12 protein-coding genes are annotated in these 13395 nt (G+C 69.4%); 7 read left to right on the top strand and 5 right to left on the bottom strand.

Annotated elements, in window-relative coordinates:
• Positions 1-106: 106 nt before the first annotated feature.
• Together ASC93_RS28010 and ASC93_RS28005 are read right to left on the bottom strand one after the other, a co-directional pair.
• Positions 107-1330 (bottom strand): PAS domain-containing sensor histidine kinase, encoded by a 1224-nt coding sequence (locus ASC93_RS28010; RefSeq protein WP_056450472.1) that lies wholly within the window; start codon positions 1328-1330, stop codon positions 107-109.
• Complete coding sequence (locus ASC93_RS28005) at positions 1320-2672, bottom strand: sigma-54 dependent transcriptional regulator (protein ID WP_056450470.1); 1353 nt, start codon at positions 2670-2672, stop codon at positions 1320-1322. Before ASC93_RS28005 ends, ASC93_RS28010 begins: the two co-directional genes overlap by 11 nt.
• A gap of 167 nt (positions 2673-2839) precedes the next feature.
• Here ASC93_RS28005 and ASC93_RS28000 point away from each other — a divergent pair, with 167 nt between their 5' ends.
• The 3 genes from ASC93_RS28000 to ASC93_RS27990 are packed head-to-tail and all read left to right on the top strand — an operon-like array spanning position 2840 to position 7369.
• Complete coding sequence (locus tag ASC93_RS28000; protein WP_229412900.1) at positions 2840-4195, top strand: efflux RND transporter periplasmic adaptor subunit; 1356 nt, start codon at positions 2840-2842, stop codon at positions 4193-4195.
• Between the two features lie 38 nt (positions 4196-4233).
• The gene (locus tag ASC93_RS27995) at positions 4234-4914 is read left to right on the top strand and encodes an ABC transporter ATP-binding protein (RefSeq protein WP_056450474.1); all 681 of its coding nucleotides are present in this window, start codon (positions 4234-4236) and stop codon (positions 4912-4914) included.
• A 10-nt stretch (positions 4915-4924) separates the two neighbouring features.
• Positions 4925-7369 carry an FtsX-like permease family protein gene (locus ASC93_RS27990; RefSeq protein ID WP_056450468.1) on the top strand — a complete coding sequence of 815 codons (2445 nt, stop codon included), beginning with the start codon at positions 4925-4927 and terminating at the stop codon, positions 7367-7369.
• On the opposite strand, the gene ASC93_RS27985 is transcribed toward ASC93_RS27990, so the two are convergent.
• A complete protein-coding gene (locus ASC93_RS27985; protein ID WP_056450465.1) occupies positions 7359-7793 on the bottom strand; it encodes a VOC family protein in 435 nt (144 codons plus the stop codon). The two genes, ASC93_RS27990 and ASC93_RS27985, sit on opposite strands and share 11 nt — an antisense overlap.
• A 51-nt stretch (positions 7794-7844) precedes the next feature.
• Positions 7845-8852: a YeiH family protein gene (locus ASC93_RS27980; protein ID WP_056450463.1), complete on the bottom strand. Its 1008-nt coding sequence runs from the start codon at positions 8850-8852 to the stop codon at positions 7845-7847.
• 93 nt (positions 8853-8945) lie between these two features.
• Here ASC93_RS27980 and ASC93_RS27975 point away from each other — a divergent pair, with 93 nt between their 5' ends.
• From ASC93_RS27975 to ASC93_RS27960, 4 genes are all read left to right on the top strand, one after another.
• Entirely contained in the window at positions 8946-9836 is an 891-nt protein-coding gene (locus ASC93_RS27975) for a LysR family transcriptional regulator (protein WP_056450461.1), read from the top strand.
• 105 nt (positions 9837-9941) lie between these two features.
• Complete coding sequence (locus tag ASC93_RS27970; RefSeq protein ID WP_056450458.1) at positions 9942-11372, top strand: aldehyde dehydrogenase family protein; 1431 nt, start codon at positions 9942-9944, stop codon at positions 11370-11372.
• On the top strand, positions 11356-12285 hold the full coding sequence (locus tag ASC93_RS27965) for an AraC family transcriptional regulator (protein ID WP_162251958.1): 930 nt from the start codon (positions 11356-11358) through the stop codon (positions 12283-12285). The genes ASC93_RS27970 and ASC93_RS27965 overlap by 17 nt, the downstream gene beginning before the upstream one ends.
• Before the next feature lie 13 nt (positions 12286-12298).
• A complete protein-coding gene (locus tag ASC93_RS27960) occupies positions 12299-13141 on the top strand; it encodes an alpha/beta fold hydrolase (RefSeq protein ID WP_056450454.1) in 843 nt (280 codons plus the stop codon).
• A 70-nt stretch (positions 13142-13211) separates the two neighbouring features.
• On the opposite strand, the gene ASC93_RS32450 is transcribed toward ASC93_RS27960, so the two are convergent.
• Positions 13212-13395 (bottom strand): hypothetical protein (locus tag ASC93_RS32450; protein WP_229412899.1); only part of this gene is annotated, 184 nt, incomplete at its 5' end.

The following is a 13395-nucleotide window of genomic DNA, read 5'->3' as shown; positions in this document are numbered from 1 at the left end:
TAGTGCTGCAACCAGTGTGAAAGTAGGTTATCGTCAGGCTAGTTATATGCAGAAGCCCGCTCAATCAGATTGAGCGGGCTTTTTGCTTTTGTGCCGCCCAAAAATCTCAGAATGTCATCACGAACCGTGCGCCGCCCTCCAGTGAGCGCGCGTAGCGAACCCGCCCCCCGTTCCGATGAACGAGTTGCCGCACCATGGCCAGACCGATGCCGCTGCCATTCGCGCGTGTCGTAAAAAACGGTGTGAAGATGTGCCGGATGAGTTCATCGGGTACGCCGGGACCGTTGTCCGCCACCTCGATGCGCAGTTGGCTGCCACGCACCAGGCGGGCGCTCACCTCCAGTTGCGGCCGGGGCTGGCCAGCGGTCGCTGCCAACGCGTTATTCGCAAGGTTGACCAGCGCTTGTTCCAGGTGGCCCGGGTCCGCCAGCAGCTCCAGATTGGCCGGCTCCACGGTGAAACGCGCCTCGCCTCCATGCTCGGCCCACGCGCCGCCCACCATCGCACGCAGCCGCAGGAACAGGTCGTGCACACGGATGCGTTCGGGCCGGGGCTCGGGAACACTCGCCAGCGAACGGTAGCCGGTGACGAAGCTGGCCAGGCTGGTCGAGCGGCGGCCGATCGCGTCGAGTGCGGTGTCGAGGTCGACGGCGACGTCGGGTGCGAGGCCGGGAGCGCCCTTGAGCAGCTCGCGCGCCGTCTGCGACAGCGACGCGACCGGCGTGAGCGAATTCATGATTTCATGGGTCAGCACATGGACAAGTTTTTGCCAGGCCTGCATGGCTTCGGCTTCCAGCTCGTTCTCGACGGAGCTCAGGGCGACCAGTCGCTGCGGACGGCCTTCGATCGTCAGGTCGACCGCGCCCGCGAGCGCCCGCTCGGCGCCATGCTCCGTATCGATGCTCAGCACCGTGCGCCGGTCCGCCGGCAGTGCGGCAAGCTGCCGGCCGAAGCGGCCGCTGTCGACGACACGACCCGGCGCCAGCAGGCGCCGGGCAGCGGTGTTCAGCGTTTGCAATGGGACGTCCGTCCCCGGCGCATCCAGGATGAACAGGGCGACCGGTGCGAATTCGATCCAGGTGTCGAGACGGTCCGCGCGTGCGGCGTCCGGCCGCTGCGCAACGGGAATCTCCAGTGGCGCGACAGGCGCCGTGCGGATCCGCGCCGCGTACCAGACAAGGCCCGCGCCGCCGAGCAGCGCCGCCCCCGCGCCTGCCCAGGTCCAGGCCTGGCCGGCGCCGTGGGCAAACCATCCCGCGCCGAACAACAGCGCGGCCCCCGTTCCGGCCGCGATGGCGGCCGTCGATCGCGGCGGCGCTTCAGAGTCCATGCTTGTCGAGTTTGCGGTACAGGGCCGCGCGGCTGACGCCCAACAGGCGGGCGGCGCGGCTGATATTGCCCTGCACCTTGTCGAGTGCCGCGGCCACGGCGTCGCGCTCCAGCGTATCCAGCTTGAGCGAAGCCGGCGTGGCGCACGGCGCCGCGTCGACCGGAACGACGCGCGCCGCCACGCCGAAATCGTCGACCATGTAGCGCTCGCCCTGGCTCAGGATCACGGCCCGCTCGCAGGCATGACGCAGGGCGCGTACGTTGCCGGGCCAGTCGTGGTGCTGCAGCAGGTCGAGCGCCGCGGCGTCGAGCGGGCGCGGCGTCCGTCCGTAATGGTGCTGATAGTGCGCCAGGTAGTGCGCGAGCAGCTGCGGAATGTCGCCCTGCCGCTCGCGCAGCGGCGGCACCTTGATCACGATGGTATTCAGGCGAAACAGCAGGTCGGGACGAAACACGGCGGGATCGTGCAGGGCATCTTCGGCGAGATTGGTGGCGCTGACGATGCGCACGTCGATGGCCTGCGCGCGGTCGGCGCCGAGCGGCGTGACTTCGCGCCGCTCCAGCGCCGTCAACAGCTTGGCCTGGGCGGGTAGGGGAAGGTTGCCGATTTCGTCGAGGAAGAGCGTGCCGCCGGACGCCGCCTGGAAGCGTCCTGCCCGGTCGTGGCGCGCGTCGGTGAACGCGCCCCTGCGGTGGCCGAACAATTCGCTCTCCAGCGTCGCTTCGGGCAGGGCACCCATGTCGAGGGCGAGGAACGGACGCGCCGCGCGCCGGGACTGGCAGTGCAGGGCGCGCGCGACCAGTTCCTTGCCGACGCCGTTCTCGCCCAGCACCAGGATATTGGCCTCGGTCGGCGCGACGTGGGCGATCAGGCTGCGCAAGTGACGCATCGACGGCGCGTCTCCCATCAGCGCACGATCGTCTCCGGCGTCTCCGGCGGCGGAGACGGCGCCCGCGCGCCGCGCGCACGCCTGGTCGACGGCCGCCACCAGGCGCGCATTGTCCCAGGGCTTGGTCAGGAAGTCGCAGGCGCCCGCTTTCATGGCCTCCACGGCCAGCGCCACGTCCGCATAGGCGGTCAGCGCGATCACGGCAGGCGGCTGCGGCAAGGCCTGTAGTTGGCGCAGTGCGGCGAGACCCGCCGCGCCGTCGGTCTGGCCCGGCGCGAAGTTAAAGTCGAGCAGGACGACGTCCGGCGCGCAGCCCTGCAGGTAGCGCGGCAGTTCCGCAGGATGCGCCAGGCTGTCCACCCGCGCCACGTGCCGCCGCAGCAGCAGCGTGGCCGCGTAGGCCACATCGGCATCGTCGTCGAGGACCAGGATGTGCGCTGCGCTTGGCGGCATGGCGAGGCGGGCGTGAGTTGAGTTGGCCGATTCTAGCAGCCGCCGCGCACCCCGCCCAGCGATTCGGGCGCCGGGACCGCGGAGTGTCCGGAAGCGGACACCCGGCCCGTCCGCTTATGGACAATCCCGTGTCCACGAACGTCCGTTTGGGCCGGAAACGCCGTGGCATGGATGTTGCAAACAGTGCCGTCATGCTCTCTCACATGCATCCGCACCTGCCCCGACCCGACGCCGACGGCGCCGCCATGGACACCCCGCTGCCCGCGCGCCGCGCACGCCCTCTTGCCGTGGCGGGCGGCGTCGCGCTGCTGGCCGCCGCCGCGCTGCTGTTGTGGCGGATGATGCCGCAAGGCCTGGCGGTCGACGCGGCCAACGTGCGCGTGGCCGTCGCCGGCCGGGACACGTTCCACGACGACGTGCTGGTGCGCGCCACCGCCGCCCCCTTGCGTTCCGTGATGCTGGATGCGGTCGAATCGGGCCGGGTCGAGGAGGTGCAGGCGCGCGACGGCGCGACCGTCGCGAAGGGGGACGTGCTGTTCCGCCTGTCGAACGCCCAGCGGCGCCTGGAACTGCTGCAGCGCGAATCGGAACGGGCGCAGCAGATTTCGAATGCGATGAACATGCGGATCGCGCTCGAGGCGAGCCGCGCCGACCGGCGCCGGCGGCTGGCGGACCTCGAGTTCGCGGCGCGCGAAGCGGACAAGCAGTACCGCCGCCAACTGGCCCTGTCCGGGCAGGGATTCGTATCCGCGTCCGCGCTGCAGGATGCGTTCGACCGCAGCACGCAGCAACAGCGGCTGCTGGCCGCGGAGCGGGCCGACGCGCGCGCCGAGGAGCGCATCCAGGCGAATGCCCTGCAGCAGATGGAGAAGGCCGGCATGCGCCTGGAAACGGGCCTGCGGCTCGTCAGCGAAACCGTCGCGGCGCTGGAAGTGCGTGCGCCGGTCGCGGGACGGCTGACCGACTTCCGGCTGCAGGTCGGCGAAACGGTCAAGCTCGACCAGCACCTCGGCCGCATCGACGATCCGGCGCGCTTCAAGCTGGCGGCCCAGCTCGACGAGTATTACCTGAACCGCCTGGCGCCAGGACTGCAGGCGCACGCCGACGTGAACGGCGTGCGGTACGCGTTGACGGTCAGCCGGCTCTACCCGCAGATCCGCGACGGCAAGTTCGCGCTCGAACTGGCGTTCGCCGCCGCCGCGCCCGCGCTCCAGCCGGGCCAGGGCCTGGAAGTGGCGATCACGCTCGGTGCCCCCGCGCCCGCGCTGGTGCTGCCCATGGATGCTTGGATCGCCGACGGCGGCGGCGCCAGCGCCTATGTGGTCGGCGCCGACGGGCGCAGCGCGCTGCGGCGCACGATCCGCACCGGACGGCGCAACGCCGGCCAGATCGAAGTGCTGGCTGGCCTGGCGCCAGGGGAGCGCGTCATCGTTTCTTCCTGCGCCGCATACGGCCAGGCCGCGCGGCTCGCCTTCGCGCAGCCGGTCGGCCCATCGACACAACCCAAGGACGTGACACAATGAAGATCGACGACGACCCATCCATTCCTACCGGAGACACCATGCTGAAGCTCGTCAACGTGACCAAGACGTATCGCGGCGGCGACGTGCGCACGCGCGCGCTCGACGGCATCAACCTGGAGATCGAGGCCGGCGAATACCTGGCCATCACCGGTCCATCCGGCTGCGGCAAGTCGACGCTGCTGGCGATGCTCGGCCTGCTCGACACCCCGGACAGCGGCGAATACTGGATTGATGGCCAGGAGGCCGGCCGCCTGGACGAGACGCGCCTGAACCGGTTGCGGCGCGGACGCATCGGCTTCATCTTCCAGAACTTCAATCTGATCGAGGCGCTCAGCGTCCAGGAGAACGTCGAGCTGGCATTGCAGTACATGGACGTGCCGGCGGCCGAGCGGCGCCGGCGCGCCGCCGCGATGCTGGAGAAGCTGGGCGTGGCGCACCGCGCGCGTCATCGCCCGTCGCAACTCTCCGGTGGCCAGCAACAGCGCGTGGCGATCGCGCGCGCGCTGGTCCCGAACCCCGCCGTGCTGCTCGCCGACGAGCCGACCGGCAACCTCGACACGGCGCGCGGCGAGGAGGTCATGCGCCTGCTCCGCCAGATCAACGGCGAAGGCACGACCATCGTGATGGTGACCCACTCGCCGGCGCATGCGGCCCAGGCGTCGCGCACGGTGCGTCTGCTCGATGGGCGGGTCGTGGTCGATGCCCTCCACGCGGCGTGAAGGAACGGCGATGACCCGACAGGATTTCGCGATCGGCTGGCGCACGCTGGTCCAGGACCCGGTGTATTCGCTGGTGGTCGTGCTGGGGCTGGCGATCGGCTTCGGTGCCTGCCTGCTGCTGCTCGGCTTCGTGCGCTACTCATGGCAATACAACGCCAACGTGCCGCATGTGGAACAGGTATACGTGGTCAAGCAGCGCGACAACCGGCAGCCGACGGCGCCCTGGTTCGACCAGGTCCCGCTGCTGTTGCACGCGACCGCGCTCAAGACGGCCGGCGTCGACAGTGCGGCCGCGTGGCTGCCGACCCGCCCGCGGCAGCTGACGGCGCGCATCGAAGGCCGCCTGTACCGCCACGACAGCCTGACGGTCACGCCGGAATTCGCCCGCACGCTCGGCCTCGTGGCGGTGCGGGGCGATCTCGGCGCCGCGCTGCGCCAGCCCGACAGCTTCGCCATCACGGAAGCCGGCGCGCTGGCGGCCTTCGGCAGCGTCGACGCGATCGGCCGCACCATCGAGGTCGACGGCCAGTCGGTGCGCGTCGGCGCGGTGCTCCGTACGCCGCCCGCCAACACGACGATTCCCTTCGAGACCCTGTTCGGCCCGGCGTCGAACGTGAACCCCGCCGACATCCGCGATGAACTCGCGACGGGCAGCCGCGGCTGGTGGGGCAGGATGCTGATTCGTGTAAAACCGGGCGCATCGATCGAGCCGATTCGCGCCGCCCTGCAGGACGCGGTCGATCACGCCGCGGCGCTGCAACGGATCCCGGCCGTGACGCGCGCCCGCCTGGGGGGACGCAAGGTCATGGATGTGGCGCTGGTCCCGCTCGGCGACGCCTATTTCGACCGCGACCTGGCCTCCAACAACCTCGCGCGGCGTGGACCGCGCGGCGACCGCGCGGTGGTGGCCGGCCTGGGCGCCATCGCCCTGCTGATCCTGATGCTCGCGGCGATCAATTACGTCAACCTGGCGACGGCGCGCGTGGTCCGGCGGCAGCGCGAGATCGCCATGCGCAAGGTGCTGGGCGCGAGCCCGCGCCAGATCGCCATGCAATTCATCGCCGAGGCCTTGCTGGTCGCGCTGCTGGCCACGGGCCTCGGCCTGCTGCTGGCCTGGCTGGCGCTGCCGCTGTTCGCGACGCTGGTGGCGCGCGACCTCGACGGCATGCTGTCGCCCTCGAATCTCGGCGCGGCGCTGGCGCTGGGCGTGGCGCTCGGCCTGGCCAGCGCGATCAATCCCGTGTGGACCGCACTGCGCGTGGCCCCGCACGGGGCACTGAGCGGGCGCCAGGATACCGAATCGGTACGCGCCGGCCAGGTACGCAAGCTGATGACGGTGCTGCAGATCGGCGCGGCGATGGGCCTGGCCTGCGTGACGCTCGCGATCACCTGGCAGACGCGCCATGCGCTGGCGAGGTCGCCCGGATTCGATCCGTCACCCCTGCTGATCGTGGACCTGGAAGGCGGCGCGAACGCGCGTGACACGGCCGCCGCGCGCGGCCTGATCGCGGCGCTGAAGGCCGACCGCACGGTGGCGGGCGTGGCCATCAGCGAAGATGCGGTCGGCCGCCACGACAGCGCCTGGTCGCGCGAGCTGCGCCGGCCCGGCGTGGCGGACGTGCGCGTCGAGATGAAATCCGTCAGCGCCAATTTCTTCGAACAGTATGGCATCAAGCCGGTCGCGGGCAGGCTGTTCGACCCCCGCGTCGACGCGGACCAGGCGGCCGAACCATTGGTCGTCAATGCGGTGGCCGTGCGCCAGCTCGGCTTCGCCAGCCCGGCCGCGGCGATCGGGCAGACGGTGGTCTTCACGAATTTCGACGACACCGTCGTCCACAAGCGGATCGTCGGCGTCGCGCCGGAACTGCGCTTCCATTCGCTGCGGGAGGCGCCGGCCGCGATCGGCTACGAATTGTGGATCGCCGGCTCGACGCTGACGGTGAAGGCGATGCGTTCGCTGCCCGAGACCGCGGCGGCGGTGCGGGCCCTGTGGCCGCGCTGGTTCCCGAATTCGGTGTTGACCATGCATGACGCCACCGACGTGCTCGCGGCCGACTATGCCGAGGACCGGCGCCTCGCCCGGCTCATGGCCATCGCCACCGGCATCGCGCTCGCCATCGCGGCCTTCGGCACCTACGCGCTGGCCGCCGACGCCGCCCAGAGACGGGCGCGCGAAATCGTCCTGCGCAAACTGTACGGCGCCCGTAAGCGCGATATCGGCCTGCTCATGCTGCGCGAGTTCGGCGCGCTGACGATGGCGGGGGCCGCCATCGGATTGCCGATCGGGGCGGTCGTGGGCGAGCGCTATCTGTCCGCGTTCGTCGAGCGTGCCCCGTTCGGCCACTGGAACGTGGCGCTGGCCTTTTTCGCCAGTGCCTGCATGGCGCTGGTGGCGATCGCGCAGCATGCCTGGGGCGCGATGCGCATGTCGCCGGCGGACGCGCTCAGGGGGTGACGCTGCCGGTACGCACCGCGATCGGATGCCCCGCCCGCAGCTGCAACAGGTCCCACAGATTACCGTAGAGGTCTTCGAACACGGCCACCGTGCCGTATTCTTCCTCTTTCGGATCGCGTATGAACGTGACCCCGTTGTTGCGCAGCCGTTCGTAATCGCGCCAGAAATCGTCCGTGTTCAGGAACAGGAACACGCGCCCGCCGGCCTGGTTGCCGATGAACGGCTGCTGTTCAGGCTTCGATGCTTTCGCGAGCAGCAGCGTGGTGCCGGCGCCGCCCGGCGGCGCGACCACGACCCAGCGCTTGTCCTGCGCCGGCTGATACGTATCGTCCAGCAGTTCGAAACCAAGTTTGCCGACGTAGAAATCGATGGCTTCATCGTAGTCGCGCACGACCAGTGCAATGTGGACGATGGATTGCTGCATGAACGCTCCGTTGTGATTGATCGATGCCGATCAGTGTAGCAGTGCGGCCGTTCAGCGGATCCCCAACACCGCGATCAGCCCCCAGCTGATCAGTCCCAGCCCGACGAGCGACACGACGACGGTCGTGGTCACCTTGGCGCCCGCGCGCAGCACGGCGCGCGCGTCGACGCCGAGGCCGAGCGCCGCCATCGACATGCTGGTCAGCCATCCGGATGCGGCGTGCGCCGGTTCGAGCAGCGCGGCAGGCAATGCGCCGACGGACCGCAACGTCATCAGGGCGAGGAATCCGACGATGAACCAGGGGACAAGCTGCGCAATCGGCAGCGCCCGGTGCCGGCCGCCGTCGCGCCGGCATACCGACAGCCCGAGCACGACGGGGCCGAGCATCAGCACCCGCACCAGCTTCACGAGGGTCCCGATTTGCAGGCTCGCCAGCGACACCGGCGCCGCCGCGGCCAGGACCTGCGGCACGGCATACACGGTCATGCCGGCGAAGATGCCGTATTGGAGCGGCGTCAGCGCCAGTACCCGGTCGAGCAGCGGCAGCACGAGCACGACGACGACGCCCAGCACGGCCGTGAAGGCAATCGACGATGCGACATCCTTGCCGTCGGCATCGATGACGGGAGCGACGGCGGCGATGGCCGAGTTCCCGCAAATCGAATTCCCGCACGCGACCAGCACTGCCATCTCGTGCGGCAGTTGCAGCAGCCGGCCGACGGCGTAGCTGAAGCCGATCGCCAGGACCACCGCGAGCGCGATCCCGCCCAGCAGCGGCAGGCCGTGCGCGACGATCGCGCCGGCGCTGACGGAAGCGCCGAGCAGCATCACCGCCAGTTCGAGCACGAACTTGGCCGTAAAGCGCACGCCGGCCTCGCACGCGGCGGGGATCGGCGCGACGGTGCGCACGAGGCTCCCCAGCAGGATGGCCAGCACGAGGCTTTCCAGCCATGCGCGGCCAAAGAGCGCGGTTTCGCCGCGTTCCAGTAAAACGGCGGCGCCGGTGACGACGGTACTGAGAACGAGGCCGGGAAGCAGACGGAGGATTGTGTTGTTCATGTCATATGCCTTGATCGAGCCCGCAGTATCGGCTGGACAGCTTTATTCGGTCCATCTTAAAATTCAGCACAAATTGTGTAAAAAAATCGAACGATGACCCTTGACCAGCTCCGCATCTTCGTCGCCGTCGCCGAACGCCAGCACCTGACCCAGGCGGCGGACGTCCTCGCGTTGACACCGTCCGCCGTCAGCGCATCGATCCGCGCGCTGGAAGAACGCTATGGCACGCCCTTGTTCGACCGGGTGGGGCGGCGCATCGAAGTCAATCCGGCGGGACGCATCTTCCTCGACGAAGCACGCGCCACGCTGGCCCGCGCCGCCGGCGCCGAGCGCGTGCTGGTCGAACTGGCGGGACTGGCGCGCGGCGCGCTCGCGCTGCAGGCCAGCCAGACGATCGCCAGCTACTGGCTGCCGCCGCTGCTCGTCCGGTTTCGCGAAACGCATCCACAGATCGACGTGCGGCTGGACGTCGGCAATACGCAGTCGGTGGCGGATGCCGTGCGCGATGGGCAGGCCGATCTCGGCCTCGTCGAGGGCGGCGTCGACGATGCGGCGCTCGTCGTCGACAGCGTCGGGCAGGACCGCATGGCGATCGTCGTCGCGCCCGGTCATCCGTGGGCGCGCAAGCGCAAGCTGAGCGCCGCCGATTTGCAGGCCGCGCGCTGGATCATGCGCGAACCGGGATCGGGGACGCGTTCCGTGCTCGAAGAGATGCTGGTGGGGCAGGGCGCCGACCTGGCCGCGCTGCAGGTCGCGTTGACCTTGCCGTCCAACGAAGCCGTGCGTGCGGCCGTGATGAGCGGAGGCGATGTGGCCGGACTGTCGGAACTGGTCGCGGCGCCCTATGTAGCGGCCGGCCTGCTCGCCAAGGTGCGCGTGAACCTGCCGCCGCGCGACTTTTTCCTGCTGCGCCACCGCGAGCGATACCGCAGCCGCGCGGCCCAGGCGTTCGAGCAGCTGGTGCGCGCAGCCCCGGGTGCCTGATCCGCGCCAGATCGGCAGGATCAGGCAATCCTTCGTCAGTATCCTGCTACCGCCCGGCGCGCCCGGACTCCTATGATGGATTCATCGTTCACGAGGAGTCCAGCCATGAAAACCATAGCCACCATCTATATTGACGGCCAGTTCGTTACCCCGCACGGACGCGAGCCGCTCGTCCTGCTCGACCCCGCCACGGAGCGCGAGACGACGACCGTGATCCTGGCCGACGACGTCGACGCGCAGCGCGCGATCGCGGCCGCGAAGGCGGCGTTTCCGGCCGTGGCGCGTACGACGCGCGAGGAACGCATGGCCTGGCTGCAGCGCCTGCACGACGCCGTCGCCGCGGCGGAACCGGACATCATCGACGTGATGGTCACAGAATACGGCGGCACGATGGCGATGGCGACGGGCACCGCGCGCCGCGCCGCCGCGTCGTTTGCGATCGCGCGCCGCCTGCTGGCCGAGTATCCGTTCGAGCGCGAGGTCGGCGGTGCGCGCGTGACGATGGTGCCGCATGGCGTCGTCGGCATGATCACGCCGTGGAATGCGAGCATCGGGTTCATCGCGAGCAAGCTGGCGATGGCGATCGCCGCCGGCAGCACGTCCGTCATCAAGCCCAGCGAACTGAGTGCGGCGCAGACGGAACTCATCACCCGCGTGATGCATGGCGCGGGCCTGCCGCCCGGTGTCTTCAACATCGTCACCGGCCGCGGCGACGTGGTCGGCGCGGCGATCACGCGCCATCCCGACATCGCCAAGATTTCGTTCACCGGTTCGACGGCCGTCGGCAAGGCAATCGCGCGCGGCGCCGTCGACACCATGAAGCGGGTGACGCTGGAACTGGGCGGCAAATCGCCGACGGTGCTCCTCGACGATGCGGACTTCGCGAAGGCGATGCCGCTGGCGGCACAGGCCGCGGTGATGAACAGCGGGCAGGCGTGCATCGCCGGCACGCGCCTGCTGGTGCCCGAGAGCCGCGTCGGCGAAGCGCATGAGCTGGCGGTGCGCGCCTTTCGCAACCTGGTCGTCGGTCCGACCCGCGACCCGCGCGTGAGCGTGGGGCCGATGGTCACGCGCACGCAGTACGAGCGGGTGCAGGCGTATATCCGCAAGGGGATCGAGGAGGGCGCGACGTTGTTGACGGGCGGTCCCGGCCGGCCGGAAGGACTGGAGCACGGTTACTTCGTGCGGCCGACCGTGTTCGGCCACGTCCGCAACGACATGACCATCGCGCGCGACGAGATCTTCGGGCCGGTCCTGTCCATCATCCCTTATCGCGACGACGACGATGCCATCGCCATCGCCAACGATACGCCGTATGGCCTGCATGCCTATGTGTTCGGCGCGGACCTGGCGCGCGCGAACCGCGTCGCAGCAAGCATCCGGGCCGGGCGCGTGTTCGTGAATGGATTGTATGATGCACCGGAGGCGCCGTTCGGCGGCTTCAAGCAGTCCGGCCTGGGGCGCGAGTTCGGCGTCTTCGGCCTGGAGACTTATCTCGAACCCCAAGCCATCATGGGCCATGACAAACGACTCTGAGTTCAACCTCCTCGGCCAGTTGCGCAGCCTGGCCGACAAGGCGATGCGCGGCGCCGGCCCCGGTGTCCTCGATCTCGCCACCGATGTGCCCTGGCTCTGGCTCGTGCGGCGGCCCGCGCCGACGCCGGCCGGGCGCGGGATCCTGTCGCCGTCCGTCTGCCTGCTGGTGCAGGGCGAGAAGGAGATGCTCGTCGGCCAGCGGGTGCTGCGCTACGGCCCCGGATGTTATGTGCAGGCGGGGGCGGCGATGCCCGTGTCGGGCCAGGTGACGCGCGCGAGCGAAGCCGCGCCGTACTACGGCATCCGCGTCGACATCGATCCCAAGGAAGTGGCGGCCTTCGTGCTGGAGATGCGGCTGCAGCTGGCGGCGAACGACGCCGACCCGCCCGCGATCACGGTCGAGCGCGCGGACGAGGCCACGCTGGAAGTGTTCGTGCGTCTCCTGCGCCTGCTCGAGCGGCCGCGCGACCTGGCCGTGCTGGGCCGCCTGCTCAAACAGGAGCTGATCTACCATCTCGTCACGGCGCCGGGCGGGGCGACATTGAGCCGCGGGGTGGCAGGCGGGCAGCGCGAACGTGCCGTGGGCGAGGCGATTCACTGGATCCGCACGCATTACAACGAGCCCCTGAGCATCGACGCGCTGGCGCGCACGGTGCACATGAGTCCTTCGGTGCTGCACCGGCGCTTCAAGGCGGCGACCGTGATGAGTCCCTTGCAGTACCAGAAGCAGGTGCGCCTGCTCGAGGCGCGCAAGATGCTGATGAGCGGCGATGTCGAGGCGGCGAGCGTCGCGTTTGAGGTCGGGTATGAAAGTCCGTCGCAGTTCAGCCGCGAGTACCGCCGGCTGTTCGGCGCGCCGCCGTTGAAGGATGCGAAGCAGCTGCGGCGCCAGCCCGCGGCTGCCCAGCCTTAGCGGCAAGGAGAACATGATGATCGAAGCGGACCTGGTCCTGGACGACGGCCACATATTGCATTTCTACGACCAGGGGCCGTCCGATGGCGCCGGTCTCGCGGTCTTCTGGCTGCACGGTACACCGAATATCGGTCCGCCACCCGCGCCGCTGTTCGCCGATGCCGCCCGCCTCGGCTTGCGTTGGATCGCCTACGACCGGCCCGGCTATGGCGGCTCGACGCCGCGCGAAGGCCGCGACGTGGCCTCGGCCGCGCGCGACGTCGTCCGTATCGCCGACCGGCTGGGCATCGACCGCTTCGCCGTGATGGGGCACTCCGGCGGCGGCCCTCATGCGCTGGCCTGCGCCGCGCTTCTGCCCGGACGCGTGCTGGCGGCGGTGGGCATCGCCGGTCTCGCGCCCTATGGCGCCGAGGGACTCGACTGGTTTGCGGGCATGCGGCCGTCCGGCGAGGCCGGTCTGCGCGCGGCCCACGCGGGACGGGCGACCAAGGCCGAGTACGAGGCATCGTGCCCGGAATTCGACCCTGCGCTGTTCACCGCGCGTGACCGGGCTGCCTTGTCGGGGCAGTGGGCCTGGTTCGACAGCGTCGTTGGTCCGGCGATGGCCGGCGGGCCCGGTGGATTGATCGACGACGACATCGCCTACGTCACACCCTGGGGTTTCGATTGCGCGCAGATAGCGCGGCCGGTGCTCCTGTTGCATGGGGACGAGGATCGCATGGTGCCCAGGCAGCACGGAGAATGGCTGGCGCGGCACTGTCCCGCGGCCGAGCTGTGGTTGCGGCCCGGGGACGGGCATATCTCCGTGTTGAGTGCCGCACCGCGTGCGCTGGAGTGGCTGAGGACGCAGATGTAGGCTCTCGTCGGATTTTTGCTACTGCTGGGCTTGCAGGACGGAATGGCGGTTGCTATACTGCGCGTCCGCTTCACGGCACGGTTGAAATCCCAAGGAAATCAATGTGTTGACGTTGCAGTGCCGAGTTCGGTGTTGCAGCGAAGCGAAAAGAGAAGTTGACGAACATCGCGAAACACTGCATACTCTCACTTCTCTGCTGCTGACGAACAAAACGATTCGCAAGTGCAGCAAGGCAGTACCGAATACAGTTCTTT

This window comes from Massilia sp. Root335 (genome assembly GCF_001425685.1).
Classification (GTDB): Bacteria; Pseudomonadota; Gammaproteobacteria; order Burkholderiales; family Burkholderiaceae_D; genus Telluria; species Telluria luteola.
Note: the sequence above shows the minus strand (reverse complement) of the source record. Positions and strands in the feature narration are given on the sequence as shown.